Genomic DNA, 26,621 nt, shown 5'->3' with positions numbered 1-26,621 from the left:
CGCCGTTGCGGTCCATGCCGGTCACATCGTCCTGACCGTGATCTCATTGCCGCGCCACGACGCGAACGGCACCGGCAGTGAGAGATAGCCATTCCCCGGGTCCCGCACATAGTCGAGATAACCACCGGCTTCAGCGAACACGTTCTCGCCAATGATCATCGCGCCGGATGCCAGATGCGGTTCAAGCAACTTGAGAATGGGAAGATAGAGGGTGAAGGCACCGTCGAGCATCACCATGTCGATCCTGCCGCCGATATCGGATGCCAGCGTGTCGCGCGCGTCGCCGACCCGAAACGCGACAAGATCACCCACTCCCGCGGCCGCGACATTCGCCCGCGCCCGCTCGACCTTGCCAGGTTCAAGATCGGTCGCGATCAGATGCCCGCCGCCCATATCGCGCAATGCCGCCGCCATATCGATCGCGGAAATGCCCAGCGATGAGCCAAATTCCACGATATGCCGGGCCTTGCAGCCACGCGCGCACATATAGAGATACTGGCCGAATTCCGGAGACACGCTCAGGAAGTTGCCGGCTCCGCTGCTGAGTTGGTCCATGTTCGTCGGCTTCCTGGATCGCGTCGGCCCATTCGACAGACGCAAACGTTGTGGCGGACAGAATATGTGATCGCCGTCCTGACCACATTCCGCAAATCGGACAACCTATTGCTATTTCTGGTCAAAATGCGCCGCGGAATGCACGTAACCATTCGCCGGCTTGCCGTCACGACGCGATGCGGCGGTCCGCCAGATACCGGGCGGGCGGCTTGCCCAGCGCCTTGCGAAACATGGTGACGAAGGCACTCGCCCCCTCATAGCCAAGTTCGAGCGCCACGGCCTGAACCGACGCCCCTTTGTCAAGGCGCTGCAATGCCATGAGAATATGAAGCTGTTGACGCCAGCGGCCGAAACTCATACCGGTCTCGCGTTTCAGAGCACGGGTCAGGGTTCGCGGGGCGACGGCCATGCGTCGGCCCCAGTCGTCGATCGTGGCCCGATCCGATGGGTCGGCGATCATCGCGGCGGCGACCTTCCGCAATCTGGGATCTGTCGGCATCGGGAAATTCAGCATCTCGACCGGCGCGGCCGACAACTGATCGAGCAGCACCGTGGCGATCCGGCCGTCGGCGCCATCGACATCATACAACACCGGCATCCGGGTCGCGTGCAGCAGCAGGTGCTCCAGCAAGGGCGGGATCGACAGCGTGCAGCAGTGCCCGGGCATGCCCGGCGCCGCATCCGGCTCGACAAACAGGCAATAGACCTCGACCTCGCCGGCAACAGTCACACTATGTGGCACATGCCCCGGAATCCATACAGCGCAACGCGGCGGCACGATCCAGACACTCCGATCGGCCTCGCACCGCACAATGCCCCGCAGGGTCAGAACAAGCTGGGCCTTGCTGTGTTCGTGGACAGCCAGTTCCATTCCCGTGGTCACCATGGTGCCGCCCATGGCGGCAACGGCGCGTGGCACATCCTCAAGAGAGAAATCGCCGCGATCATCCGCGTCGGGATCATGCTCATGATAGCGATAGAACGGCATCGGAGCTTACACCAGGCCGGTAAATCGCAGTTGCGCCAGCACCTGTTCCGCTTCGGCTTCGGCGCCGACCATGGCGAGGGCATTGCGAACCATGCCTTCGGCGATGCGGGCCGGCGCGATGCGGCCGTCGGGGCGATACCAGCTATGCGCCCAGATGATCATGCCGGCGAGCGCCAGCGCGGTGACACGGACATCCGCCACACGCAGGCTGCCATCGGCGATGCCGTCGGCGATGATGCCGGTCAGGATCCCGTCGAAGGCGCGCTGCATCTCGTTGATGCGGATGCGGCTGTCATCCGGCAGATGGCTCTGCTCGCGGGCATGGATGGCGATGTGCTGCTGATTGTCCAGCACCACGCCGGTGAAGCCATGGGCGACCGCGGCGATCTTGCCCACCGGATCCAGCGGCGTCGCCGCCACCCGCTGCACCAGATCCAGCGACATCTCGACCGACCGTTCGCAGATCGTCGACAGGATCTGGGTCTTGCCGGTGAAGTGGTCATAGATCGACGCCTTCGACATCGACAGCCGTTCGGCCAGATCATCCAGCTTGGTGCGCGTATAGCCCTGGATGAAGAACAGATCGGCCGCCATTCGGATGATCAGCGCGCGTTTGAACTCCCGAACGTCGTCCCGCATCTCGGCGTCGTCTCCCTGTCCTGTCCGGTTGTGACGCGCCGGATACTACGCGCCCGGCAAGCATCTGTCTTGCGCCGCAAAAGCCCCCGATCACGGGCGGACGGGTGCGGCCGATGGCTGCCGCATCGCCATGCACGCCATCGGCCTGCCGGAATATGACCTGCGGCTTGACTTCCATCGTACCAGATATTACCCATGGAAAACCCACGGGTTTTCTTTTTGGTCGCCCGGGTTTCCGTATGCGTCAGGATCCTGCTGGTTGGCAGGGATTGATGACCGCGCGTGACATCCGGACCGGCCGGCGACGAAACCCCGGGGACAGCCCGGCAAACGGGCGGATCGTTCGGGAGGAAACAGATGGAGATCGTGATCGCGGCCCCCGCAGCCGATGCGGGGACGGCATGAGCGCGGTGCCGCGCGCAGGCCCGGCCGCCGGAGGCGGCAGCGTGCTGAAGATGGCCGACCGTCTCAACACGGCGGTCGCCCTGGTGGCGGTGTGGCTGGTGCCGGTCATGGTGGCGGTGACCATCATGGATGTGGCACTGCGGCTGCTGGCTGGACGGGCGACGCTGTGGGCCTTCGATGCCACCGTCCAGCTCTATGCCGCGCATTTCCTGCTGCTGGGCGGCTACACCCTGATGCGCAGCGGTGGCCATGTCGGCGTCGATATCCTGCGGGAGCATGCGGGCCCGCGTCTGGGCCTGGTCATGGACCTGCTGGGCTGGCTGGTGTTCTTCTTTCCTTTCGCTTTGGTGATGGTGCTGTGGAGCTGGGATTTCATGCTGAAATCCTGGGCGATCTATGAAACCTCGCCCGGTGTCGCGGCGCTGCCGGTCTATCCGATCAAGACCCTGTTCTTCGCCGGCACCGTGCTGCTGCTGATCCAGGGCATTGCGGAATTCATCCGCTGTATCGGCCGGGGCCTTGCCCGGATCGGGCAGCGCTGATCCGATGACGCTCTCACCCGAACTCTTCACCATCCTGATGTTCGCGGGCCTGCTGGCCGGCCTGCTGCTGGGCCATCCGCTCGCTTTCGTGCTGGGTGGGCTGGCCGTGCTGTTCGCCGCCATCGGCCCCGGCATCCAGGCCTTCGGCATCGTCATCAACCGGGTCTGGGGCCTGGCCGACAGCTATGTGATGGTCGCGATCCCGATCTTCGTGTTCATGGCGCGCCTGCTCAGCGACAGCGGCATCACCGACCGGCTGTTCCATACCCTGCGCCTGCTGTTCGGCCCCATCCCCGGCGGGCTGAATTTCGCGGTCATCATCATCTCGGTGCTGCTCGCCGCCACCACCGGCATGGTCGGCGCGTCGCTCGCGGTGATGGGTGTGCTGGCCCTGCCGGCGATGATGGCCTATGGCTATCGCAAGGAAACCAGCACCGGCGCCATCGCCGCCGGCGGCAGCCTGGGCATCCTGATCCCGCCCAGCATCATGCTGGTGGTGATGGGCGGTTATGCCTCACTCTCGGTTGGCAAGCTGTTCGCGGCCGCCCTGGTCCCCGGGCTGCTGCTGGCGGTGTGCTATGCGCTTTATGCCGGCATCCTGTGCTGGATCCGCCCCGAATACGGGCCACCAGTATCTCCTGAGGAACGCGCGCAGACCTCCACCGGCCGCCTGCTGCTGATGCTGCTGAAGGAAGTGGCGCCAACCATGCTGCTGATCCTGGGCGTGCTCGGCTCGATCTTCGCCGGCATCGCCACGGTCACGGAGGCCGCATCGATCGGCGCCCTGATCGCGCTTCTGATCATCATCGCCTATGGCCGGTTCAACTTGCGGATGCTGAAGGTCGCGGTGCTGGAAACCGGTGTCACCACCGCGATGGTGATGTTCGTGGCCATCGGCGCCACCGCCTTCACCGGCATCTTCGTCGCCGGCGGTGGCATGGGCGTGGTCCAGTCGTTCTTTACCGATCTGGAGATCGGTCGCTGGGGCACCTTCGCGCTGCTGATGTTCGCGGTGTTCATCGCCGGCATGTTCCTAGACTGGCTGGGCGTGATCCTGATCTGCTTCCCGATCTTCCTGCCGATCGCGGCCACGCTTGGCTTCGACAAGCTGTGGTTCGTGATGATGATCGCGATCTGCCTGCAAACCTCGTTCCTCACCCCGCCGGTCGGCTACGCACTGTTCTATCTGAAGGGCGTGGCCCCCCCCGGCATCACCACCATGCATATCTATCGCGGCGTCGTGCCCTTCGTGCTGATCATCCTTGGCGTGATCGGGCTGTGCGCCGTCTTTCCCGGCGTCGTCACCTGGCTACCCGGCCGGATCGGCTGATGCCGTCGCACCGACACCAACGATAAAGCCGTCCACAACAAGTCCACAACAAATGGACGCCTCGGAGGAAACACCCCATGTCGACCACCATCAGCCGCGGCCTCGGCCTGCTGCTCGGCGCAACGGCGCTCACCCTCTCGGCCGGCGCCGCCGTGGCGCAGACCACCATGCAGATGACCACCACCTGGACCAGCGGCATCAACCTGATCGAAGGCGACAAGAAGTTCGTCGAGATCGCCAACAAGCTGACCGGCGATGACCTGAAGATCCAGTTCTTCGAGGGCAACACGCTGGTGCCCTCCACCCAGGTCTTCGATGCCGTGCAGAGCAACACGGTCAATGCCTCGGCCGACTGGCCCGGATACTGGGCGGGCAAGGATTCGGCCTTCGGCCTGCTCGGCAGCTATCCGATGCTGTTCACCGCCGCCGATTACATCCTGTGGACCCAGCAATGGGGTGGCTTCGATGCCTTTCAGGAAGCCTATGGCAAGTTCGGCATGGTCTATCTGCCCTATGCCGTGGTGTCGATGGAATCCGGCCTGCGCGCCAAGAGCCCGATCCCGACCCTCGACGACATGAACGGCAAGCGCATCCGCATGTCGGGTCGCGCGCAGGGCGAGATCCTGAAGCGTCTGGGCGCCGCCCAGACCCAGATCGCCGGCGGCGAGGTCTATCAGGCGCTGGAGCGCGGCGTGGTCGATGCCGCCGAATTCTCGGGGCCGGGCGTCGATTTCGGCATGGGGCTTCAGGAGGTCACGCAATACTGGATGACGCCGGGCTGGCATCAGCCGGGTTCGATGAGCGGCGTGATGATCAACAAGGACTTCTGGGACAAGCTGCCCAAGGACGTTCAGGAGAAGCTGAAGATCGCGGCCGACGCGACCATGACCTGGTCGCTGGGCTATTTCGAGCACGACGCGGTGGCCGCGGTCCGCAAGTTCAAGGAAAGCGGCACCGAGGTCGTGCAACTGCCCGATGCCGACGTCGCCCGGCTTCAGAAGATTTCCAATCAGGCTCTGGTCGAGGAGGCCTGCGCCAATCCGCTCTTTGCCAGGATCGCCGCATCGCAGGTGACGTTCATGGCCGATTATGCCGAATGGCGCGGCATGGCGGGTGAATTCGCCATGGGACGCAACCTGAAGACGCTGCCGGATGTCGATAAGCTGAAGTCCTGCGCGGGCTGACACGCCACCCCCGCGGGGGTATCTGAACGGCTGCCCACCGGCCCCCCGGTCGTGCTGCGATCGGGGGGCCGGACCAGATGGGCCGCCGGTTCTTCGCGTATGTGAAAGGGTGCAGATGCCTGCGTCTTCAAGGTCCGCCGTCATGCTTCCCGAGGTTCAGGCCGCCGGCGGCCTGACCATCGATCTGCTGTTCGCCCGCCAGTGCCGCCGCACGCCCGACGCCCCGGCCCTGGCCGACGCGCATGGTGGCGTGTGTCACAGCTACGCGACCCTGGCCGACCGTGTCGCGCGTCTGGCCGGCTGGCTGACCGGAGCGGCCGGGCTGAAACATGGCGACCGCTTCGCCGTGCTGTCCGAGAACCGCACCGAATATGTCGAGCTGCTGCTGGCCGCCGCCGCCACCGGCACCATCCTGTCGGCGCTGAACTGGCGGCTGGCGGTGCCGGAGGTGACCCATTGCCTGGGGCTGGTGGAGCCGTCGCTGGTGGTGGTTAGCCCGCGCCACACACCGCTCCTCAATGCCGCCACAGCGGATATGGCGGCCCCGCTCCGTCGCCTGGAATTCGGCCCGGATTTCGAGGCGATCGCCGCCAACGGACCGGTTCCAACGCTGCCCCCGGTGACCTCCCCCGAGGACGGGCTGGTGATCCTGTACACCAGCGGCACCACCGGCAATCCCAAGGGCGCGCTGATCAGCCATCGCGCCGAGATTGCCCGCACGGAGGTGATGGCGATCGATCATCACCTGCCGCCCGGTCGCGGCTTCGTCGCCTGGGCACCGTTGTTCCACATGGTCTCGACCGATCAGGTGCTGGCAACCCTGACCCGCGGCGGCAAGGTGACCGTGGTCGACGGCTATGATCCGCAGGCGATCATCCGTGTGGTGGCCCGCGAACCGATCGGCTGGCTGGTGCTGATGCCGGGCATGATCGAGGATTTCCTGACCCATTGGCAGGCAGCCGGCCAGATTTCACCGGATGTCATGATCATCGGCTGCATGGCCGATCTGGTGCCGCTGGCCCAGATCCAGGCGGTGACGCGCGCCCTGAACGCCCCTTATGTCAACAGCTTCGGGTCCACCGAAACCGGCGCGGCGCCTGCCTCCGCCTCGGTGATCGGGGTGGGCGAGATGCCGCAGGGGCTGTCGAAACGACAGAGCGCGCTCTGCGCGCTGCGGCTGGTCGATGCCGACGACGACGAGGTGCCGGATGGCGATCCGGGCGAGGTGGCATTGCGCTCACCCGCCCTGTTCTCCGGCTATTGGAACAACCCGGAGGCGACCGCGGCCGACTTCCGCGGCGGCTGGTTCCATATGGGCGACATGTTCGTCCGTAACCCCGATGGCAGCCTCGATTTCGTCGACCGGCGCAAGTATCTGATCAAATCCGGCGGCGAGAACGTGTATCCGGCCGAGATCGAACGCCTGATCCTGTCGCTCGCGGCGGTGCGCGAAGCGGTGGTGGTCCGCGCGCCCGATGCCCGTTGGGGCGAAGTGCCGGTGGCGGTTGTGGCGGCCAGCCCCGACGTCACAGCCGATGATGTCATGGCGCGGCTGAACGGCAGCCTCGCGCGCTACAAGCTGCCGAAGGCGGTGGTGTTCATCGATTACGAGGAATTCCCGCGCTCGACCACCGGCAAGATCAAGCGCCACGACGTCGAGGCCCTGCTGGCCGCCCGTGGATTGTTGAAGGGCGCATGACCGCGCCGATGAGGAGCGATTGAGATGAGCGATACTCCTGACGATGGCCTGTCCGACACCCCGGCGGACGGGTTCGTCGACGGCTTCGCCGAGGGCGCGGTGCTGCTGGAACGCCGTGGCCCGGTCGCCTGGGTACGCATGAACATGGCCGATCGTCGCAACGCCATGGGCCTGGACCTCACAGCCGGGCTCGCGCGCGCCATCGACGCGGTGGAGGCGGATCAGGACTTCCGGGTCATGGTCATCACCGGCAGCGGCAAGGCATTCTCGGCCGGCGGCGATCTGGCCCTGTTCAGGCAACTGGTCGCCGGCGACGACCTCGACGGGTTCGACCGCTATCTCGAACGCGGCCGCGCGATGTTCACCCGCATCGAACAGTTCCGCCGGCCGGTGATCGCCGCGGTCAATGGCGTCACGGTCGCCGGCGGTCTGGAGCTGATGCTGACCGCCGATCTGGTCTATGCGGCGGCAAGCGCCCGCATCGGCGATGGCCATGTGAAATTTGGAGTCATTCCCGGCGGCGGATCCACCGCCCGGCTGTCGCGCCGACTGCCGTTCAACGTGGCGAGCGATCTGCTGCTGACCGGCCGGCTGGCCGATCCGGTGGAACTGGCGGCCCATGGCCTGGTCAATGCCGTGCTGCCCGACGACCAGCTTGAAGCTCAGGTCCAGCAGACGGCGTTGCGCATCGCCGGCCACAGCGCCGACGGCCTGGCGCGGATCAAGGCGCTTCATGCCCGCGCCCGTGATCGCGGGCTCGATGATGCCCTGGCAACCGAGGTGCGGGCGCTGCTCGACTATGCCCGCGGCCCCGATCTGCTGGAAGGCCTGACCGCCTTTGTCGAGAAGCGCACGCCGCGCTTCACCTGAGGCCATCGGGGCGGCTACTCTGTCGGCCGCGTCGGGCTTGCCGGTCGGGCACGCCGCGTGTTCCGTCAGCGATCGCCCCTGTCGAGGTCTCCGGATGTCCGCCCCCACAGCCCCCCGCCCTGTCGCGCCCGCGCGCGGCAGGAAGCGGGTCTCTCCGTTCTCGCCCGATGCCCCCATACAGCCATTGTGGAAGCCGTTCATCGCCTTCCTGGTGCCGATGGTGGCGAGCAATCTGTTGCAGGGCCTGTCGGGCAGCCTGAACAACATCTATGTCGGTCAGATGCTGGGCGTCAGCGCCCTTGCCGCGGTGACCTCGTTCTTTCCCATGCTGTTCTTCATGATCTCGCTGATCATCGGCATCGGCGCCGGGGCCTCGATCCTGATCGGTCAGGCCTTCGGTGCCGGTGATACCAGCCGGATCAAGGCGATCGCCGCCACCTCGCTGACCGTGGTTCTGATCATGGGGGTGCTGGTCGCCATTTTCGGCGGCACGCTGACCCGGTCTCTGCTCACCCTGCTGGGCACGCCGCCCGACGTGCTGCCCGATGCCATCGCCTATGCCCGGATCATGCTGATCGCGGCGCCCGGGGTTTTCGTGTTCCTGCTGGCCACATCGATGCTGCGTGGTGTCGGCGATACCATTACACCGCTGAAGACGCTGGGGCTGTCGACCGTGATCGGCATGATCCTGACTCCTGCCTTGATCGGCGGCTGGATCGGCCTGCCGCCCGCCGGCGTCACCGGCGGCGCCTGGGGCTCGGTGGTGTCGATGACCATCGCCATGACCTGGATGACCGTTCATCTCAGGCGCGGCAACCATCCCCTGGCACCCGACCGGGTGTTCCTGAAGGCGATGGGCATCGACCGGGTGCTGCTGGGCCGGGTGCTGCGCATCGGCCTGCCGACCGGCGTGATGCTGGTGCTGATCTCGACCTCGGAAATCCTGATCCTGTCGCTGGTCAACCGCTTCGGATCGGATGCGACGGCGTCGTATGGCGCCATCACCCAGGTGATCAATTACGTCCAGTTCCCGGCGATCTCGATCGGCATCACCGCCTCGATCTTCGGGGCGCAGGCGATCGGCGCCCGCCGCACCGATCGCCTGCCCGCCATCCTGCGCACGGCGCTGATGCTCAACCTGCTGCTCACCGGATCGCTGGTGGTGGTGGTCTATCTCTTCACCGGCCCGCTGCTCGGCCTGTTCCTGGCCGATCCGGCGGTGGTGGCGCGGGCGCGCGGCCTGCTGCACATCGTGGTCTGGGCACTGGTGATCTATGGCATGGGCATGGCCACATCCAGCCTGATGCGCGCCAGCGGCGACGTGCTGGTACCAACCGCCATTTCGGGCACCGCCATCCTGCTGATCGGCCTGCCGATCGGCTGGTATCTCTCAGGGCCCATGGGGCTTGAGGGTGTGTGGCTGTCCTATCCGATCGCCTTCTGCCTGCTGGCATCGGGACAGGCCGCCTATTACAATCTGGTGTGGAAGCGCCGGCCGATCCGGCGGCTGGTCTGACCCCCCCGCTGGCCGGTGGTTCCGCATTGACGCCGATACCCTTGCGCGCCAGACCCCTGCGCACCAGTTTCCTGTCATGATCCGTTTTCCCGACAGCCAGCCGGCGCCCGGCCTCAGCCGCCGCCGGCTTCTAAGAACCGGCGCGCTGGCAGCCGGGGCGTTGACAGCCGGGGCGTTGACAGCCGGTCCGCTTGTCTGGCCCCGCCCGCTCCACGCGGCCACCGGCACACCCGGCCCGTTCGATCAGGCGGCGCGTGACCGCCTGATCGATCAGGCCCGCAGCTTCCCCACCCTGCACAGCCTGATCCTGACGCGCGGGGACGAGGTGCTGATCGATCATGCCCTGCGCGGACCGCCGACCGACCGGCCGGTGAACGTCAAATCGCTGTCCAAGACCGTGATCGCGCTGCTGGTCGGCATTGCCATCGACCGGGGCGTGCTGACCGGCACCGATCAGCGCGTGGCCGATCTGCTGGGCGACCAGATGCCGGCCGATCCCGACCCCCGGCTCGACCGGCTGACCATCGGCCATCTGCTGTCGATGCGGGCCGGGCTGGAGCGGACATCCGGGCCGAATTACGGCCGCTGGGTGCAAAGCGGCAACTGGGTGCGGTTCGCGCTCGCCCGCGACTTCGTCGACGAGCCGGGCGGGCGCATGCTCTATTCCACCGGCAACACCCATCTGCTGTCGGCAATCCTGACCAAAGCCGCCCGGCGCAGCACGTTCGCACTCGCCCGCGACTGGCTGGGCGATCCGCTCGACATCACCATCCCGCCCTGGCCGACCGACCCGCAGGGGATCTATTTCGGCGGCAATCAGATGCTGCTGTCACCGCGCGCGGTGCTGGCGATCGGCCAGATGGTCCGGCGCGGCGGCACCACCGCCGATGGCAGACGCGTGGTGTCGGCCGACTGGATCGCCACGAGCTGGCAGCCGCGCGCCACCTCGCCCTATACAGGCGATGCCTATGGCTATGGCTGGTTCACGCGCGATGTCGGCGGCATGACCGGGCATTATGGCTGGGGCTATGGCGGCCAGATGCTGTATGTGGTGCCCGATATCGGGCTGGTGGCGGTGGTGACGTCGGATGACGACGTGCCATCGGGCCGCACCGGCTATGTCCGCGATCTGCACGGGCTGATCGGCGACGCGGTGACCGCCATCGCCTGACGCCCAACAGCCGCCGCGTGCGAAAATCGATCATCGAGATTGATAATCACTCGCATGACACATACCCTGCGCCGTGTCTTCATCCGCAGGTCGGAACCGGCGCATGGCCCCCACGAAATCCGCAGAGCTGTCCGTCGAGGGCGGCCGGCTGGTGCAGAGCTTCCAGGCCGGCTATGGCGACTTGCTGCGCTTTCTGCACCGGCGCTGCGGTGACCCCGACCGGGCGGCGGATCTTCTCCAGGATCTGTATTTCCGGATCAGGACCGCCGAGGTCGAGGGGCGTGTGGTGGATGACCCACAGGCCTATATGCGGCGGATCGCGATCAATCTGGTCACCGATGGCCACCGGCGCGACGCGCGGCTGCGCCGCGAACGGGGCGACGAGGCCGAGGGATTGTCGGTCGCCTGCACCGCCCCCCTGCCCGATCAGGCAGTGGCCGCGCGCGAACGGTTGAGGGTGCTTGACGCGGCGCTGGCGGCGCTGCCAGATAACCCCCGGCAGGCCCTGCTGCTGCATCGCGTCGAGGGGCTGCCGCAGGCCGAGATTGCCCGCCGGCTGGGGGTGTCGGAAAGCATGGTGATCAAATACGTGGCCCAGGCCCTGAAGCATTGCCGCGACTGGCAGCGCCGCGTTGAGGCTGGTGGAGAATGACCATGCCCACGCCATCCGCGCCCGCGCGCGACCATATCGCCGGCGCCGACGACCTCTCGGATGCCGCTATCGACTGGCTGGTGCGGGTGCGCATGGGGGCAGCCGACGCCGCCGATTTCGCCCGCTGGCGCGCAACCAGCGCCGCCCACGACGCGGCTGCGATCGAGGCCGAGGCCCTGTTCGACGATGTCGGTGCCACCGCCACCGCCGCGGCCTTCGGGGCCGGTGCAACCGTCCAGCCATTCTCCCGACCACAGCCGGCGCGGCCGCCGGCGCTCAGCCGCCGCCGGCTGCTGACCGGTGCGGCGGCGGCCGGCGTGGTCGCGGCAGCCGGTGCCGGGGCCTGGATGGCCACGGGCCCGGATGCCGGCACCCGGGTCGCGGCCCTGCTGACCGGCGCCGAAACGACAGGCCATGGTGAACGCCGGTCGCTCGATCTGGCCGATGGCAGCCGGGTGACCCTGGCCGGCTGGTCGGCGATCCGCGCCGATCTGTCCGGCACCACCCGCCATGTCGAGTTGCTGGCCGGCGAGGCATTGTTCACGGTCGCCGCCGATGCCACACGCCCCTTCGTGGTCGCGGCCGGCGCCGGCCGGGCCCGCGCCCTGGGCACGACCTTCTCGGTCACCCGCGACGACCAGACCGCACGGGTGGTGGTGGTCGCGGGGCAAATGGAGGCGCGCGCGGCCGACGGAGCGGTCGTGGCGCTGGAAGCCGGGCAGGCCGTGACCATGGGCCGATCGGTGGCGGGCGCGCCGATGAAGGTGGAACGGGTCGACGCGGCGGCGCTCACCGCATGGCACCGGGGCCGGCTGATCGTCGCCGGCCAGCCGCTGGCCCAGGTCGCGGCGCGTCTGGAACGCGACAGCCGGCTGCGCCTGATCGTCCGGGGCGATACGGCCCGCAACCTGCCGGTGACCGGGGTTTTCAATCTCGATGATCCGGCCGGCACGCTTGCCGCCATCACCCGCATCCTGCCGGTGCGTGCCCGGCGGATCGGCCCGCTGGTCATCCTCGACGCCTGACCCGGCCACGCGATCCGGGCCTGCCGCCGGCCGGCTGCCTGGCCTGAAAGCCGGGACATTTCGTCCTTTTCCGTCCGTCCGCGCAAAAAATCCGTCACCGCATTGTCGGTTTCGGTGCGTCGCGTCGTCCTGATCATATCAACGTTGCGAATGATCCGCAGTTGCGTGAAGCGGCTGGGATGATCTACAGCGACGACGCATCGGCAGACCTGGACGGAGAACACCATGACGGATCGAAAGATGGAGCGCCCCTGCCTCGACAGCGGGCGCGTGCCCATGATCGGCGCGGCGCTCATCGGCGCGATGATGGCGGTGACGATGCCGGCGCCGGCATCGGCGCAGGCCCAGGCACCGGTACAGGCCCAGGCACCGATACAGGCACCGGCAGCCGGAGACGCGGCCGGGCCGGTGACGTTTTCGATCCCGCCGCAGATGCTCGACCAGGCCCTGACCAGCCTTGCCGATCAGGCCGGGCTGGTGCTGCTGTTCTCGGCGCCCGAGGCCGCGACCATTCCCTCCGCCGGTCTCACCGGCACCCATGACGTCCACGAGGCGCTGCGCCGGCTGCTGACCGACACCGGCTATGCCTATCGCTTCGTCGATGCACGAACCGTCACCATCGACCGGATCACGCCGGCAGGCCGCGCGGTGGCATTGCCCGACATGGTGGTCACCACCACCGCCGCCGGCTATGCGCAGAAGCTGACCGACGCGCCGGCGAGCGTCACCGTGATCCCGCGTGATGAGCTGGAAAAGCGCCCCTTCCGCTCGCTCGCCGATGCCGTGCGCCATGTCGAGGGTGTGAATGTGGTTGGCGGCGACAAGGGCTCGATCTCGATCCGGGGCATGGAATCCGGCCATGTGCTGATCCTGGTCGATGGCAAGCGTCAGGAGACCAGCGCCGCCAACCCCAAGGGCGCGAATGCCGAAGGGCTGGCGCAGAACTGGATTCCGCCGCTGGAGGCGATCGAGCGGATCGAGGTCGTGCGCGGCCCGATGTCGACCCTTTATGGGTCCGAGGCGATGGGCGGCGTGATCAACGTCATCACCCGCAAGGTCGGACAGGCGTGGTCGGGCGCGGTCGGCGCCGATTATACCGCCCAGGGGCATGGCAGATATGGCGATGAATGGCAGGGCGACATCTATCTGTCCGGGCCGCTGGTCGAGGACAAGCTGGGCCTGCAGGTCTGGGGATATGAGAAGCGCCGCCAGGAGGACGAGGTCGTGAACGGCCACGGCCGGTCACTGCGCCGCAACGGTACCGCCCGCCTGACGCTGACCCCCGACGAGATCCACGAGATCCAGATCGAGGGTGGCCGCACCACCCAGCAATTCCGCAACCGGCTGGAACGCAGCGGTCAGGAGCGCGAAACCGACTATACCCGCGACCACATGTCTCTGTCGCATGGCGGCAACTGGTCGTTCGGGCGCAGCGACGTCGCGGTCTATCGCGAGGTGGCGCGCCGCGACGGCCCGACCGAGACCTGGAAGCCCAAGACCACCAATCTGGTCGCCGATGCCAAGCTGGTGATCACCGAATTCGACGATCACATCCCCACGATCGGTTTGCAATGGAAGGAGTCCGAACTCGTCTCCGGCGGCTATCGCGGCCGCGCCGACGGCGATCGGACCACCACATCGGTCTGGGAGCGGTCGGCCTTCGCCGAGAATGAGTGGCGGGTGACCGATGATTTCAGCCTGACCGGCGGTCTGCGGGTCGACGACAACGAGTTCTTCGGCGACCACTGGACACCGCGCGCCTATGCGGTCTGGCGGATGGCGCCGGACTGGACCCTGAAGGGCGGCATCGCCAAGGGTTTCAAATCACCGACGCTGGTGCAGATCAACCCCGACATCGGCAACCCGCAGCGCGGCGGCGCCGTGACCTGGGGCAATCCGGATCTGCAACCCGAAGAGAGCGTGAACACCGAAATCGGCCTCTATTACGAGGGCACGGCCTTCTCGGTCAACGCGACCCTGTTCAACACCGACTACAAGAACAAGATCGCCAATACCGGCTCGGCGATCCTGCGCGACGACAACGGCGACATCATCTACAGCCCCGATGGCTCCGGCACGCCCTATAGCGGCTATTTCAACATCGGCGAAGCCACCATGCGCGGCCTGGAACTGGCCGGGCGCTGGCAGATCGCCGATGATCTGGCGCTGCGCGGCAACTACACCTTCATCGACTCAGAGATGAACACCAAGGGCGCCCGCTTCCACAGCTACAGCCTTGAGAGCCTGGATGGCGAGAAGCTGGTCGGCGTGCCCGACCACACGCTCAGCCTCACCCTCGACTGGCTGGTGACGGATGATGTCTCCACCTTCGTCACCGGCGCCTATCGCAGCCGCGAAAGCCGGATCAGCTTCGGTCAGGGCAACACCGCCAGCGACGGCGTCGGGTCGATCACCACCTTCGATCTGGGCGGTGCCTGGAAAATCCATCCGGCGCTGTCGGTGAATGCCGCCGTCTATAACGTCACCGACGCGGTGAACGAGCCCGAGGACGGCAAGTACTGGTATGTCGAGGACGGCCGCCGCTTCTGGCTCGGCCTGCGGGCGAGCTTCTGATGGCGACGCAGGCCAACGGGGCGGGTGAGCGCCTGCCCCATGCCGTGGCGGTGATCCTGCGGGTCATCGCCGCGGTGGCTGTGGGCTATGGGCTGGCTGCGCTGGTCACCGTCCTTCTGGCCCGCCATCTGCCGATGCCGGCCCGCGATGCCACGCAGGCCGGGGTCATGGCCGGCTTTCTGGTCCATGGCGGCATCATCATCTGGACCTTCGCGGCCCGCACCACCCTGCGGGCCTGGGGTTGGCTCGCGGTGCCGGCATTGCCGCTGATCCTGGCATGGAGGCTGCCATGAGGGCGGGATTGCGACAATCCATGGCATGGCTGCACGAATGGGCCGGGCTGCTGCTCGGCTGGCTGCTGTTCGCCATTTTCCTGACCGGCACCATCGCCTTCTTCCGCGACGAGGTCACCCACTGGATGCAGCCCGAGCTGCACGGGCTGGAAGCCGAGGCCGGCTCGGCAGATCGCGGCGTGGCATGGCTGGCGGCCAACGCGGCCGGTGCCGGTATGTGGATGCTGTCGCTGCCGGGCGAACGCGACCCGTCGCTTGGCCTTGCCTGGCGGCCCGAAGGCGCGCCCGCGGGCCGGGCCGGCATCCGCCGCGCCCAGCTCGCCCCCGCCACGGGCGAGCCGCTGGCCGCGCGGGAGACCGCGGGCGGCGACTTCCTCTACCGCTTTCATTTCGAGCTGTATGGCATGCCGCGCAACACCGCGCGCTGGATCGTCGGTATCGCGACCATGGCCATGTTCGTCGCCATCATCAGCGGCATCATCACCCATCGCCGGATCTTCAAGGACATCTTCACCTTCAGGCCCGACAAGGCCGGTCAGCGTTCATGGCTCGATGCCCATAACGCGACCGCCGTTCTGGCCCTGCCCTTCCATGTGATGATCACCTATAGCGGTCTGGTGCTGCTGGCCGGAACGCTGCTGCCCTTCGCTTTCGAGGGGCCGCGTGGCGGTGGTGGTGGCGGCGCGGGCGATGCGCCGCGCGCGGCTGGCGTCTCAACCGCCATGATGCCCGCCCCGACGGTCGCCCTGGCGCCGCTGCTGGCCGATGCCGAGCATCGCTGGGGGGCGCCTGCGGGCAGCGTGACCATCACCGCGCCCGGCCGTCCGGGCGCGCGGATCGAACTTCGGCCACTGCATGCCGCCACCCTGGCCAGCGCCGGCCGCGCCGGCGACCGGCTGGTCTATGATGCCGCCACCGGGCAGTTGGTGGATGCGGTGCGCGGCGCCGATGGTTTGAGCACGGTCGGCGAGATCAACACCGTCATCGGCGTGCTGCACCGGGCCCGGTTCTCGGAGCCGGCGCTGCGCTGGCTGTTTTTCATCTCTGGCGTCGCCGGCACGGTGATGGTGGCGACCGGGCTGGTGCTGTGGGTGGTGAAGCGCGCCGCACAACATGCCCGCAATGGCGGCCCCTCGATCGGCTTCCGCATCGTCGAGCGCCTGAACGTCGCCGGCATTGCCGGGCTGTGCCTTGCCGCCGCCGGCTATTTCTGGGCCAACCGGCTGATACCGGCCGATCTGGCCGGGCGCGCCGAGTGGGAGATCCGCGCCTTCTTCGTGGTCTGGGCGGCCGCGGCCCTGCACGCCCTGCTGCGGCCCGTCCGTGTCGCCTGGACCGAGCAACTGGGCGTCACGGCCGGTTTGCTGGCGATGCTGCCGCTGGCCAGCCTGCCCGGTATCCTGGCGGGCGACGCGCGGGTGATCGGCTTCGATCTGGTGGCGATCGCCACCGCCGCCGGCCTGTTCCATGCCGCCCGCCGACTGGCGCGCCCGGCACCGACGGCAAAGCCGGCCAGCCGTCGCCGGCCCGCCGCCGCCGTTGCGGGAGACCGGCCATGACCGCGGCCATGGTCACCTGGCCGGCCTGCATTGCCGCCTGGGCCGGGTTTCTGGCCCTGGCACTGGCCATGGATCGACATCACGACCAGATCCTGGGTGGCCGTCCGCGCCCCGGCCGGCGGCGGGTCTTCACCCTCGCCGGCTGGTGCCTGCTGATATGCGCCGCCGCCGGTGCGGTTCTGGGCTGGGGCTGGTCGATCGGGCTGGCGGCGCTGTGGGGCGTGCTGTCGCTGGCTGGCGGCGCGCTGGTTCTGGCGCTGAGCCATGCTCCCCGACACATACCGCGCATCACGCTGGCACTGATCGCCACGGCCTGGCTGCCTCTGCTGATTCTCTGATCGGCCCTGTGATGGCGGAACACTCCTGACAAAGGCTGACAGGCGTATGATGGTATGATCCAGTGTCATCATCACAAGGTCAGGACGCATTGTCAGATGTCGGCGCAACCACCCAAGCTCATATCGCCCGCACCCGTCATCCGCCACTGGATCACCGCCGTCAACACCGGCAACAGCGAGGCGCTGCGCGCCTGCTTCGCCGCAGATGCCGTCGTCACCGATGGCAGACGCACGATACGCGGCCTGCCATCGATCGGCGCCTGGGCCGCGCATGAAATCTTCGCGCCCCGGCTCAGCATGCACCCGATCCTGGGCCGCGAGCATGACGACGGCGGCGACCGGCTGGTCGACATGGTGGTCGACGGCCGTTTCGACCGCACCGGCCTGCCCGACCCACTGATCATGACCCTGCGGTTCACCATCGCCGGGGCGCGGATCGTCCGGCTGGTGATCAGCCTTGCACAGCCTCAGTGATCGACGGCGGCGCGGATCGCCTCGGCACGGATATCCTCGGTCAGCCGGGCGCGCAGGGCGCTGAATTCCGGGCTCGATTTCACCGTGTAATGGCGCGGATGGCCCAGCGGTACCGGGGTGATCGATTTGATCCGGCCGGGGCGCGCCGACATGGTGATCACCCGCGCGCCCACGAAGATCGCTTCCTCGATATCATGGGTGACGAAGATCACCGTCTTCTGCTCGCGTTCCCAGATGCCCAGCAGCAATTCCTGCATCAGGCCCCGGGTCTGGTTGTCCAGCGCGCCGAAGGGTTCATCCAGCAACAGGATCTTCGGGTCGTTGGCCAGCGCCCGGGCGATGGCGGTGCGTTGCTGCATGCCGCCCGACAACTGCTTGGGCCAGTGGTTTTCGAAGCCGCGCAGGCCGACCTCGTCGATGAAGGCGGCCACGGTATCGCGGCGCTCCGCCTCCGACAGCCCCTTTTCGCGCAGGCCGAAGCCGATATTCTGCGCCACCGTCAGCCAGGGGAACAGGGTATAGGACTGGAACACCATGCCGCGATCGGCGCCGGGGCCGGTGATCACCGTGCCATCCAGCGTCACCCGGCCGGTGGTCGGCCGGTCCAGCCCGGCCACGATCCTGAGCAGGGTGGATTTGCCACAGCCCGACGGCCCCAGGATCGAGACGAAATCATTGCGCGGCACCACCAGATCGGTGGCCTGCAAGGCCAGCGTCGGCGCGCCGCCGCGCACGCCCGGAAAGGTGCGGCTGACGCCCTCGATGATCAGCACGCCCGCGCCAGTCGCACCGGCATCGGCCGTGGCCTCGCCACTCGCGGCGGCGCTCATGCCAGCCGCCATGCGAACAGGCGGCGGTTCAGTATCTTGAACAGCACGTCGGAAATCAGGCCGATCACGCCGATGACGATGATCCCGAAAATGATCTGGCCGGTCGCCATCAGCGCCTGCGAATTGATGATCATATAGCCGATGCCCGATGAGGCGCCGATCAGTTCGGCGACGATGACATAGGTCCAGGCCCAGCCCAGCACCAGACGCAGGGTCTCGGCGATGTCGGGGGCATTGGCCGGCAGCAGCACCCGGCTGACGATGCCCCGGTCGCGCGCGCCCAGGGTATAGGCCGCTTCCACCAGATCGCGGCGGGTGGCGCCCACCTGCACTGCCACCATCAGGGTGATCTGGAACACCGATCCGATGAAGATCACCAGCAGCTTCTGCATCTCGCCGATACCCGCCCACAGGATCAGCAGCGGCACGAAGGCCGATGCCGGCAGATAGCGCGCGAACGACACGAACGGCTCAAGCAGCGCCTCGACCGGCTTATAGGCGCCCATGGCGATGCCCAGCGGCACGGCGATGACCGTGGCCATCAGGAAGCCGCCGACCACCCGCCAGACGGTCATGCCGATGTCGCCCAGAAATCCCTGGCGGAACAGCAGATCCCAGCCATCGGCCAGCATGGTCAGCGGGTCGGCCAGGAAGGTGCGCGACACGAAGCCGCCGAAGGTCGCCACCGACCAGAAGGCCACGAACAGCACGAAGAAGCCGATGCCGAGCAGAACGCGCGTCCGCGGGCTGACGGGCTCGAAGGGTCGGATCATGAGACTGGGCCTGTCGTTCGAAGCCGCGATGTCACGCCCCGCCCATCGCATCCTGGCGGCGAGCGGGGCGTGATCGAGCGGTTCAGGTCACTGGATGTAGCTGGTATCGACGATGCCCGCGATATCCGGCTTCTGCTTGATCACGCCGATCTCCAGCAGCAGATCGGCCGCTTCCGCCGAGAAGGTCTTGAACTCGCCCTCGAAGAACGCCTTGTTGGCGGCCTTGTCCTGCCAGCGCAGATGCTGCGCCGAATTGCCGAAGGCCTCGCCCGTCTGCTTCACATCGGCGCCCATGATCTCGAAGGCCTTGTCCTTGTCGGCGGCGATCATCTCCAGCGCTTCGAAATAGCTGTCGGCCAGAGCCTTGCCGGCGGTGGGGTTTTCCGACAGGAAGGCCGGTGTGCAGCCCACCGTGTCCATCACCGCCGGGTAATCCAGCGTCGTCGCCAGGATCTTGCCCTTGTCGGGCGCGTTGCGCACGGTCGAGAGATACGGCTCATAAGTCATGGCGGCGTCGTTCTGGTCGGCGACGAAAGCCTGCGCCGCCGGTCCCGGCTCCATGTTCACCACGCGCACATCCGCCATCTTCATGTCGTTCTTGTGCAGCATCCAGGCGAGCAGGAAGTAGGGCGAGGTGCCGGGCGCCGAGGCGGCGACCGTCTTGCCCTTCAGGTCGGCGAAGCTGGCCACGTCGCCGCGCACCGCGATGCCGTCGGCGCCGAACGACTTGTCCATCTGGAAGATCTGCTTGGCGGCGACGCCATTGGCGTTCCACACGATCCAGGTTTCAACCGTGGTCGCGGCGCATTGGATATCGCCCGAGGCCAGCGCCAGATGCCGGCTGGCCTGCGGGATCTTCTTCAGCGACACGTCCAGGCCGTGCTTCTCGAAGATGCCGGCTTCCTTGGCGAGCGTCAGCGGCGCGAAGCCGGTCCAGCCCGACAGGCCCAATGTCACCTTGGTGGTCTCGGCCGATGCCGGGGCCGCGGCAAGCGCCACCGCCCCTGCGGCCATGGCCGCGGCCAGCCCGAATGTCCGACGAAACTGCATGAACGTGGTCCCCCATGATCTCGCATTGCGCGGTCCCCGACCGGATCACCGCAACAGCGGCCCGGTCCCCGGCGCAATCATGCCATCCCTGTACATCGCCCCGTGCCGCCCATGCCATGGGCCAGCCGGCTTTTCTGCGTAAATTCATAGCAGCACAGCCGCACAGCCTCGTCAATTGCCTATACATATCGCAGCCACTGGCGGCTGCGCGCGGTCAGCCATTGCCGGGGTTGAAATGGCCCACGAACCGATACAGCGCCGCCGGATGGATCAGCCGCACCTGGGTGATGGTCAGCGCGGTCTGCCGGGTCTCGCGATCCAGAATCAACAGCGCCGAGCCCTTGTCGACGCCCAGAAGCCGGGCGGTCGCGGCATCGGCCAGGCCGGCGCTGATCACATGCACGGCATCCGACCACGGCACCTGCTGCAACAGCCAGCGGCCGGGTGCGGTGGTGGTGAAATCGGTGTCGCGGGCATGGGGCACGGCATCCAGCATCACACTGCGCCGTTCCAGCGCCATCACCACGCCGTCGATCTGGTGCAGCCCGTCCAGCCGCAGCACCTCGGTGCCGGCGGGCACGGGAAATGCGCTGCCTTCGGGCTCGGCCAGCGGCTCGATGCGCCGCGCCAGCAGCCGATAGGCATAGGACCGCCCGGCGCGCGCGGCCTCGACCGCGAAATCCTGGATCTCCATCACCGTGCGCTCGATCCGCGGCCGCGCCACGAACGATCCCGCCCGCCGCCGCCGCTCGATCATCCCCGCCGCCGCCAGCGCGGTCAGCGCCTTGCTGACCGTCATCCGCGAACAGCCATACACCGCCATCAGCTCATGCTCCGACGGAATCCGGTCACCCGGCCGCAATTCCCCGGTCAGAACCCGGCGCTCGATATCCCCATAAATCCGCTGATGGAACGACACCGCCGCCTGCCCAGACACCCTGCCCTCGCCATTCCCCCGGCCGCACCCTGTCGGCCCCGCGAATAAGCATAGACATATTCAGGGGGGCGGCCAAGGGGTGGGGTTGGGTGGTCAGCGGGAGAGGGCGGTGAGGATACGCTCGCGGAGGGAGGTGGCTTTCTCGATGTAGAAGTCGGCGCCCGCTTCGGTAAAGACCTCCAGGGCGCCATCGATGGCTGCCAGCGCCTCCGTCAGAAGGCCGCGATCGCCGATGCGTTCGCCCAATGTCAGAAGTGCATTGCCGAGGTTGTACTGGCTCATCGCCCAGTTCAGGGGCACGCGCTCGCGGGTCCATTCCCAAAGGGCCGCACGATAGGCATCAACGGCCTCCTCCAGCCGCGCCGTGCCGCTCTCGCGGGCGCCAAGTGTCCGAAGCACAGTGCCAAGATTGTTCTGCGTTGCTGCCCAGGCCAGAGGCACACGCTCTCGGGTCCATTCCAGAAGGGCGGCGCGGTAAGCATCAACAGCTTCGTCCAGCCGCGCCGCTCCGGTCTCACGTTCGCCTAATGTTAGAAGCGCATTGCCGAGATTGTTCTGGGTCATCGCCCAGTCCAGGGGCACGCGCTCGCGGGTGCGTTCCAGAAGGGCAGCGCGGTAAGCATCAACAGCCTCATCCAGCCGCGCCGTTCCGCTCTCGCGCTCACCAAGGGCTAGAAGGGCATTGCCGAGGTTGTTTTGGGTCATCGCCCAGTCCAGGGGCACGCGCTCGCGAGTCCATTCCAAAAGGGCGGCACAGTAGGCCTCGACGGCCTCGTCCAGCCGCGCCGTTCCGCTCTCGCGGGCGCCAAGAGTCTGAAGCGCCACGCCGAGATTGTTCTGGGTCATCGCCCAGTCCAGAGGCACACGCTCGCGGGTGCGTTCCAGAAGAGCCGCTCGGTAGGCCTCGACGGCCTCGTTCAGCCGCGCCGTTCCGCTCTCCCGGGCCCCAAGAGCCTGAAGCACAGTACCGAGATTGTTCTGGGTCATCGCCCAGTCGAGAGGCACACGCTCGCGTGTACATTCCAAAAGGGCGGCGCGGTAGGCCTCGACGGCCTCGTCCAGCCGCACCGTTCCGCTCTCGCGCTCACCAAGAGCCTGAAGGACATTGCCGAGGTTGTTCTGGCTCATCGCCCAGCCCAGGGGCACGCGCTCGCGGGTGCGTTCCAGAAGGGCGGCACGATAGGCATCAGCGGCCTCGTTCAGCCGCGCCGTTCCGCTCTCGCGGGCGCCAAGAGTCTGAAGCGCTGTGCCGAGGTTGTTCTGAGTCGTCGCCCACTCCAAGGGCACACGCTCGCGGGTATGCTCAGAAAGGGCGGCACGATAAGCCTTAACAGCCTCGTTCAGTCGCGCAGTTCCACTCTCACGGGCGCCAAGAATCTGAAGCGCATTGCCAATGTTGTTCTGGGCCATCGCCCAGTTTAGGGGCACACGCTCGCGGGTATATTCAGAAAGGGCGGCACGATAAGCCTTAACAGCCTCATTCAGCCGCGCAGTTCCACTCTCACGCTCCCCAAGTGTGGCAAGCGCATTCCCAAGCCCATTGTGGAAAGTACCCCGCTCATGAGCATTGCGGGCACGCTCCACTCCCAACCGAGCCAGCCGTACGGCAATCTCCAATGGCAGGCTGGTCCCCCGGTCCCGGCCTTCCTCGTATTGGGCGTTCTGTTCAGCAACAAGCGCCGCATAACGCGCATCCGGATCGCCCGTTTCCAGATCGATGATGCGCAGGATCGTGTCGGCGGCGAGGTCTGCGTCAAGACGGGTTTTGTAGATGGCCAGCTTGGTGCGCAGCGTCGCGATCAGGCCAGCCACGCGGGCCTGACGCTCGTCGTCAATGTCAGACTGGCGTCGGGCTAGTTCATCGCGTTCGCTGTCCAGGCGATCGATCGCGTCGCGCTCACGCGCCTCGATCAACGCCACCAGACGAAGCGCCTCGTCGATCTGCGCGCCGCCCTCGATCTCGGCCCGCGCGAAGGCAGCCTCGGCCTGCTCCTTCAGATCCACCAGCTCTGGCGACAGATTGCGCGAAAATTCAAGGGCGTGAATCTGATCGCGCGCGTCCCGCCAGTTGCCAGCGAGGGCAAAGAGTTCACGGGCAATACTCTCGGCCGGCACCTGTTTCTTAAGCACGGTTTCAAGAAAGCCCAGAACAAGGCTGCGGGTGGCATCATGGGCCGTCTGAGCCCGCGCCAGATCCCCCGCAAGCCGCTCCCTGTCCCCGATCGACAAGCTAAGCTGGTCAAACAGCACATCAATGCGCTTGTTGATCGCATCAAGCGCCGTCTGAATGGCCGCCTGCTGCCCGATCACCTCGTCCAGCCGGGCGAACACCGCCTCGTCGATGTCCGGCCGCAGGCTTGCCCAGAAATCCGGGTCGGCCCTGAGCACGCGGAAGGTTTCAGAGAGCGCCGCAGACAGAATCTGGCGGTAACTGTGATTGCCGGTATCGGGATGAAACAGCGGCTCGATCACCGCCGCTTTCAGCATCAGCACGCGCACGATGCCGTCGGCTTTCAGACCCTCGGCCACCACCGCTTCGGCCTCGAAGCGGATGGCGTCGGCCACGGTGGGAAGCCGGGCGATGGCAGCCTTGGCATCGGCGCGCTCCGCCCAGCCCGGCATCTCGGCGTCAAGTTGCTGCTGAACGCCCTCGGCGACCTGTCGGGACATCCGGGCATAGACCGCCTGCGGCTGACGCCCCCGGTTCCGCAACATCGTGGTCACCAGACCGGTGCCGCCGACCACCGCCTCGGCAACCCCGATGCCCAATGGCAGCAAAGCGCCGCCGGCGGCCAGGGCACCGCCAACCAGCACGGTGCCCGCAACCAGACCGCAGAGCTTGTTCGCGCACTCCTCACTCAGCCAGGACATCCGCCACCGCCGCCGTCATCACCTGAAACAGCATAAGTGCGCGAGGCTGCACGCGCAATGCGGTCGCGCCGACGCAGTTACCCGTTCAGAACTGGGCGCTGGATATACAGGTACACCCGCTGATGGAGCGACGCTACCGCCCTGCCCAGAGGTGGCCCATGCGAGCAAGCATAGACGTATTCAAGGGCGCCAAGAAATGGGTGGTTGGTCAGCGGGAGAGGGTGGCCAGGATACGCTTGCGGAGGTCGGTGGCCTTCTCGACGTAAAGATCCGCTCCACCTTCGGTAAAAACCTCCAAAGCACCATCGACGGCAGCCAATGCTTCTGCACGGAATGTAAGACTGCCTGTACGCTCGCTTAGTGTCAGCTTCACTTGGGCGAGGCTCTGCATGGTCAGGGCCCACTGGAAAGGGGTGCGTTCGCGGCTCCGTTCCGAGAGTGCAGCCTCATACGCAGCGACCGCCTCGCTGAGCCGTGTCACGCCACTATCGCGCTCACCAAGCGCATGAAGAGCGGCGCCGAGATTGTGCTGGATCATCGCCCAGCCCAGACTTCCATTTCCTCGTTTAATTTCCTCAAGGGCCGACTGATATGCATCTACGGCCGCCTTAAGTGATTCCGTTCCAAGCTCACGCTCACCAAGCGCCCGAAGCGCGTTTCCAAGATTGTTCTGCGTAGCCGCCCACGCCAGGGGAACACGCTTGCGGGTCCGTTCCGCAAGAGCAGCCCAATGTGCGTCAACGGCCTCTTTCAGAAACGCAGTTCCACCGCCGCGCTCGCCTATAGCTGTGAGCGCGTTGCCGAGATTATCCTTGGTGGCCGCCCACTCCAGAGGCACGAGCTCACGAGTACGTTCCGTAAGAGCAGCGCGATAAGCATCAACTGCCTCTTCAAACCGCACAGTATCGCTCTCGCGTTCGCCAAGGATTGCTAGGGCGTTACCGAGATTGTTCTTAATCGATGCCCAATCCAGAGGCGCCCGCTCGGGGGTGCGTTCCGAAAGAACAGCACGAAGAACCTCGACAGCCTCTTTGAGCCGAGCCTTTCCGCTCTCGCGTCCACCCAGCGCCCACAGCACATTGCCAAGATTGTTTCCAAACACCCCACGCTCATCAGCATTGCGTGCCCGCCCCAACCCCACCCGCGCAAGATAAATGGCGATCTCCAGCGGCAGGTTGACACCCCGGTCCCGGCCCTCCTCATAGCGGGCGTTCTGCTCCGCAAGAAGAGCTTCAAGGCGCGCATCGGCATCGGCATGTTGCAGATCGATAATCTGGACAAGGCGTCCGGCGGCGGCAGCCGGTTTGCGGGCCAGCACGTCCACATCATAGTGTGCGCGGAGCAGGCGGATGCCTTCGGTCTGGCTGCGCTGGCGCCGCTCGTCCTCCTCGGCCTGGCGGGTGGCCTCCTCGCGTTCCCAGGCACGGAAGGCATTTCCGGCCGCGGTCCCTGCCTCGTCGAAGCGGCCATTCCTCGACAATTCGGCGACACGTGCGAGCACCGTTTCGATGAAATCACCAAGCTTGGTTCCGTAGCGGTCTTCCTCGGCCACACGAATGGCGATCTCGACGACGTATTCCAGTTCGCGCAGGGCCGCTTCGGTGTCACCATCCTTGATGCTCGGCAAAGTGCGACGAGCCAGTTCGATAATCGTCGAGCGCGGGATACCAGCCTCGTTGGTCGCCGCGAGTGATTCAGGGTTTTGTGCCGACCACGCCGCTACGAGCAGGTCGAGCTTCTTATCCATCTCAGAAAGAATGGACATAATATCCTGAAGGGCCGCCACCTGATCGACATGCGCGGCAAGCGCGCCGCGCTCGCCCGCCACGGCCTGCGGGATGCTCAGCAGACGCTGCCAGAAATTTGACGGGTGCTGGGCCGCGAAAAACCCAAGGCAGACGAGAAACAGCATCCCCGCATAGAGCAGGATGTGGTGGCACAATGCCCGCCACGGCCGCCTCAGCCGGCCCACGATCAGGGACAGCAGGACCGCCGTCAGAGATGCCAGAAGGAACCAGTGAACGACCGGCGCCACGACGGTCATGAAATCCGCCACGGCGCCGATCGCGACGACGAACAGCGACAACACGCCGTCATGCGGCCTGACCGCAGACATCAGGCGCGGCCAGACTGGATGCCGGCCGCCACGCCATCGGATGCGGGCAGCGGCTCAATGGTGTCGTCGTCGCCGTCCGCACGCTTCATAGGCACCCCCAACCCGCCTCCAAAGAGAATAGGTGAGGTCGATTGCACGCGCAACATGGGCACGCCGCCCCAGCCGCGCGGGCCACCTGCCGGGAACCCAAACCAGCCCGGCCGGTTGGGTCGGTCAGGTCATGACCGATC

23 protein-coding genes are annotated in these 26,621 nt (G+C 66.6%); 14 read left to right on the top strand and 9 right to left on the bottom strand.

The features are described 5' to 3' along the window. Positions 1 to 21: 21 nt before the first annotated feature. The 3 genes from WG924_RS06785 to WG924_RS06775 form a co-directional block, all read right to left on the bottom strand. Entirely contained in the window at positions 22 to 555 is a 534-nt protein-coding gene (locus WG924_RS06785) for an O-methyltransferase (RefSeq protein ID WP_345932239.1), read from the bottom strand. A 166-nt stretch (positions 556 to 721) separates the two neighbouring features. Next, positions 722 to 1,543, bottom strand: a complete 822-nt coding sequence (locus tag WG924_RS06780; RefSeq protein WP_345932238.1) for an AraC family transcriptional regulator — start codon at positions 1,541 to 1,543, stop codon at positions 722 to 724. Between the two features lie 6 nt (positions 1,544 to 1,549). After that, positions 1,550 to 2,182: a TetR/AcrR family transcriptional regulator gene (locus WG924_RS06775; RefSeq protein WP_345932237.1), complete on the bottom strand. Its 633-nt coding sequence runs from the start codon at positions 2,180 to 2,182 to the stop codon at positions 1,550 to 1,552. Between the two features lie 455 nt (positions 2,183 to 2,637). Here WG924_RS06775 and WG924_RS06770 point away from each other — a divergent pair, with 455 nt between their 5' ends. The 14 genes from WG924_RS06770 (at position 2,638) to WG924_RS06705 (ending at position 17,814) form a co-directional block, all read left to right on the top strand. Then, positions 2,638 to 3,129 (top strand): TRAP transporter small permease subunit, encoded by a 492-nt coding sequence (locus tag WG924_RS06770; protein WP_345932277.1) that lies wholly within the window; start codon positions 2,638 to 2,640, stop codon positions 3,127 to 3,129. 4 nt (positions 3,130 to 3,133) lie between these two features. Further along, entirely contained in the window at positions 3,134 to 4,459 is a 1,326-nt protein-coding gene (locus WG924_RS06765; protein ID WP_345932236.1) for a TRAP transporter large permease, read from the top strand. A 77-nt stretch (positions 4,460 to 4,536) separates the two neighbouring features. Next, entirely contained in the window at positions 4,537 to 5,643 is a 1,107-nt protein-coding gene (gene dctP / locus WG924_RS06760) for a TRAP transporter substrate-binding protein DctP (protein WP_345932235.1), read from the top strand. 142 nt (positions 5,644 to 5,785) lie between these two features. Next, complete coding sequence (locus WG924_RS06755) at positions 5,786 to 7,342, top strand: class I adenylate-forming enzyme family protein (RefSeq protein ID WP_345932234.1); 1,557 nt, start codon at positions 5,786 to 5,788, stop codon at positions 7,340 to 7,342. 24 nt (positions 7,343 to 7,366) lie between these two features. Further along, positions 7,367 to 8,212 carry an enoyl-CoA hydratase/isomerase family protein gene (locus WG924_RS06750; protein ID WP_345932233.1) on the top strand — a complete coding sequence of 282 codons (846 nt, stop codon included), beginning with the start codon at positions 7,367 to 7,369 and terminating at the stop codon, positions 8,210 to 8,212. A 94-nt stretch (positions 8,213 to 8,306) separates the two neighbouring features. Beyond that, positions 8,307 to 9,728, top strand: coding sequence for an MATE family efflux transporter (locus tag WG924_RS06745; RefSeq protein ID WP_372044733.1), 1,422 nt, complete (start codon positions 8,307 to 8,309; stop codon positions 9,726 to 9,728). A 76-nt stretch (positions 9,729 to 9,804) separates the two neighbouring features. Further along, the gene (locus WG924_RS06740) at positions 9,805 to 10,899 is read left to right on the top strand and encodes a serine hydrolase domain-containing protein (RefSeq protein ID WP_345932232.1); all 1,095 of its coding nucleotides are present in this window, start codon (positions 9,805 to 9,807) and stop codon (positions 10,897 to 10,899) included. A gap of 103 nt (positions 10,900 to 11,002) precedes the next feature. Further along, positions 11,003 to 11,551, top strand: a complete 549-nt coding sequence (locus tag WG924_RS06735) for an RNA polymerase sigma factor (RefSeq protein WP_345932231.1) — start codon at positions 11,003 to 11,005, stop codon at positions 11,549 to 11,551. A 2-nt stretch (positions 11,552 to 11,553) separates the two neighbouring features. After that, positions 11,554 to 12,576 carry a FecR family protein gene (locus tag WG924_RS06730; protein ID WP_345932230.1) on the top strand — a complete coding sequence of 341 codons (1,023 nt, stop codon included), beginning with the start codon at positions 11,554 to 11,556 and terminating at the stop codon, positions 12,574 to 12,576. Positions 12,577 to 12,801: 225 nt separating this feature from the next. Next, positions 12,802 to 15,150: a TonB-dependent receptor domain-containing protein gene (locus WG924_RS06725; protein WP_345932229.1), complete on the top strand. Its 2,349-nt coding sequence runs from the start codon at positions 12,802 to 12,804 to the stop codon at positions 15,148 to 15,150. After that, entirely contained in the window at positions 15,150 to 15,443 is a 294-nt protein-coding gene (locus tag WG924_RS06720) for an iron transporter (protein WP_345932228.1), read from the top strand. The genes WG924_RS06725 and WG924_RS06720 overlap by 1 nt, the downstream gene beginning before the upstream one ends. A 20-nt stretch (positions 15,444 to 15,463) precedes the next feature. Further along, a complete protein-coding gene (locus WG924_RS06715) occupies positions 15,464 to 17,002 on the top strand; it encodes a PepSY-associated TM helix domain-containing protein (protein ID WP_345932227.1) in 1,539 nt (512 codons plus the stop codon). Continuing rightward, a complete protein-coding gene (locus WG924_RS06710) occupies positions 16,999 to 17,340 on the top strand; it encodes a DUF3325 domain-containing protein (protein WP_345932226.1) in 342 nt (113 codons plus the stop codon). The genes WG924_RS06715 and WG924_RS06710 overlap by 4 nt, the downstream gene beginning before the upstream one ends. A 96-nt stretch (positions 17,341 to 17,436) precedes the next feature. After that, positions 17,437 to 17,814, top strand: coding sequence for a nuclear transport factor 2 family protein (locus tag WG924_RS06705; protein WP_345932225.1), 378 nt, complete (start codon positions 17,437 to 17,439; stop codon positions 17,812 to 17,814). Here WG924_RS06705 and WG924_RS06700 read toward each other — a convergent pair. The 6 genes from WG924_RS06700 to WG924_RS06675 form a co-directional block, all read right to left on the bottom strand. Beyond that, entirely contained in the window at positions 17,808 to 18,644 is an 837-nt protein-coding gene (locus WG924_RS06700; protein ID WP_345932224.1) for an ABC transporter ATP-binding protein, read from the bottom strand. The genes WG924_RS06705 and WG924_RS06700 overlap by 7 nt on opposite strands. Beyond that, positions 18,641 to 19,417 carry an ABC transporter permease gene (locus WG924_RS06695; protein ID WP_345932223.1) on the bottom strand — a complete coding sequence of 259 codons (777 nt, stop codon included), beginning with the start codon at positions 19,415 to 19,417 and terminating at the stop codon, positions 18,641 to 18,643. The genes WG924_RS06700 and WG924_RS06695 overlap by 4 nt, the downstream gene beginning before the upstream one ends. Before the next feature lie 87 nt (positions 19,418 to 19,504). Then, positions 19,505 to 20,431, bottom strand: a complete 927-nt coding sequence (locus WG924_RS06690) for an ABC transporter substrate-binding protein (RefSeq protein ID WP_372044739.1) — start codon at positions 20,429 to 20,431, stop codon at positions 19,505 to 19,507. Between the two features lie 250 nt (positions 20,432 to 20,681). Next, positions 20,682 to 21,404, bottom strand: a complete 723-nt coding sequence (gene hutC / locus WG924_RS06685) for a histidine utilization transcriptional repressor HutC (RefSeq protein WP_345932221.1) — start codon at positions 21,402 to 21,404, stop codon at positions 20,682 to 20,684. 93 nt (positions 21,405 to 21,497) lie between these two features. Further along, positions 21,498 to 24,275 (bottom strand): tetratricopeptide repeat protein, encoded by a 2,778-nt coding sequence (locus WG924_RS06680; RefSeq protein ID WP_345932220.1) that lies wholly within the window; start codon positions 24,273 to 24,275, stop codon positions 21,498 to 21,500. A 208-nt stretch (positions 24,276 to 24,483) separates the two neighbouring features. Then, on the bottom strand, positions 24,484 to 26,361 hold the full coding sequence (locus tag WG924_RS06675; protein WP_345932219.1) for a tetratricopeptide repeat protein: 1,878 nt from the start codon (positions 26,359 to 26,361) through the stop codon (positions 24,484 to 24,486). Between the last annotated feature and the right edge of the window lie 260 nt (positions 26,362 to 26,621).

It is taken from the genome of Tistrella arctica, from assembly GCF_039630945.1.
Taxonomy (GTDB): Bacteria; Pseudomonadota; Alphaproteobacteria; order Tistrellales; family Tistrellaceae; genus Tistrella; species Tistrella bauzanensis.
This window is presented reverse-complemented; position numbering and strand designations above follow the sequence as displayed.

Excerpts from the sequence above, each read along its gene's own strand:
- WG924_RS06765 (WP_345932236.1), top strand. The coding sequence starts at position 3,134 with ATGACGCTCTCACCCGAACTCTTCACCATCCTGATGTTCGCGGGCCTG.
- WG924_RS06750 (WP_345932233.1), top strand. The coding sequence starts at position 7,367 with ATGAGCGATACTCCTGACGATGGCCTGTCCGACACCCCGGCGGACGGG.
- WG924_RS06715 (WP_345932227.1), top strand. The coding sequence starts at position 15,464 with ATGGCATGGCTGCACGAATGGGCCGGGCTGCTGCTCGGCTGGCTGCTG.
- WG924_RS06700 (WP_345932224.1), bottom strand. The coding sequence starts at position 18,644 with ATGAGCGCCGCCGCGAGTGGCGAGGCCACGGCCGATGCCGGTGCGACT.
- dctP (WP_345932235.1), top strand. The coding sequence starts at position 4,537 with ATGTCGACCACCATCAGCCGCGGCCTCGGCCTGCTGCTCGGCGCAACG.
- WG924_RS06755 (WP_345932234.1), top strand. The coding sequence starts at position 5,786 with ATGCTTCCCGAGGTTCAGGCCGCCGGCGGCCTGACCATCGATCTGCTG.
- WG924_RS06735 (WP_345932231.1), top strand. The coding sequence starts at position 11,003 with ATGGCCCCCACGAAATCCGCAGAGCTGTCCGTCGAGGGCGGCCGGCTG.
- WG924_RS06705 (WP_345932225.1), top strand. The coding sequence starts at position 17,437 with ATGTCGGCGCAACCACCCAAGCTCATATCGCCCGCACCCGTCATCCGC.
- WG924_RS06690 (WP_372044739.1), bottom strand. The coding sequence starts at position 20,431 with ATGGCCGCAGGGGCGGTGGCGCTTGCCGCGGCCCCGGCATCGGCCGAG.
- WG924_RS06745 (WP_372044733.1), top strand. The coding sequence starts at position 8,307 with ATGTCCGCCCCCACAGCCCCCCGCCCTGTCGCGCCCGCGCGCGGCAGG.
- WG924_RS06775 (WP_345932237.1), bottom strand. The coding sequence starts at position 2,182 with ATGCGGGACGACGTTCGGGAGTTCAAACGCGCGCTGATCATCCGAATG.
- WG924_RS06695 (WP_345932223.1), bottom strand. The coding sequence starts at position 19,417 with ATGATCCGACCCTTCGAGCCCGTCAGCCCGCGGACGCGCGTTCTGCTC.
- WG924_RS06725 (WP_345932229.1), top strand. The coding sequence starts at position 12,802 with ATGACGGATCGAAAGATGGAGCGCCCCTGCCTCGACAGCGGGCGCGTG.
- WG924_RS06785 (WP_345932239.1), bottom strand. The coding sequence starts at position 555 with ATGGACCAACTCAGCAGCGGAGCCGGCAACTTCCTGAGCGTGTCTCCG.
- WG924_RS06780 (WP_345932238.1), bottom strand. The coding sequence starts at position 1,543 with ATGCCGTTCTATCGCTATCATGAGCATGATCCCGACGCGGATGATCGC.
- WG924_RS06720 (WP_345932228.1), top strand. The coding sequence starts at position 15,150 with ATGGCGACGCAGGCCAACGGGGCGGGTGAGCGCCTGCCCCATGCCGTG.
- WG924_RS06710 (WP_345932226.1), top strand. The coding sequence starts at position 16,999 with ATGACCGCGGCCATGGTCACCTGGCCGGCCTGCATTGCCGCCTGGGCC.
- WG924_RS06740 (WP_345932232.1), top strand. The coding sequence starts at position 9,805 with ATGATCCGTTTTCCCGACAGCCAGCCGGCGCCCGGCCTCAGCCGCCGC.
- WG924_RS06680 (WP_345932220.1), bottom strand. The coding sequence starts at position 24,275 with ATGTCCTGGCTGAGTGAGGAGTGCGCGAACAAGCTCTGCGGTCTGGTT.
- WG924_RS06770 (WP_345932277.1), top strand. The coding sequence starts at position 2,638 with ATGGCCGACCGTCTCAACACGGCGGTCGCCCTGGTGGCGGTGTGGCTG.
- WG924_RS06730 (WP_345932230.1), top strand. The coding sequence starts at position 11,554 with ATGCCCACGCCATCCGCGCCCGCGCGCGACCATATCGCCGGCGCCGAC.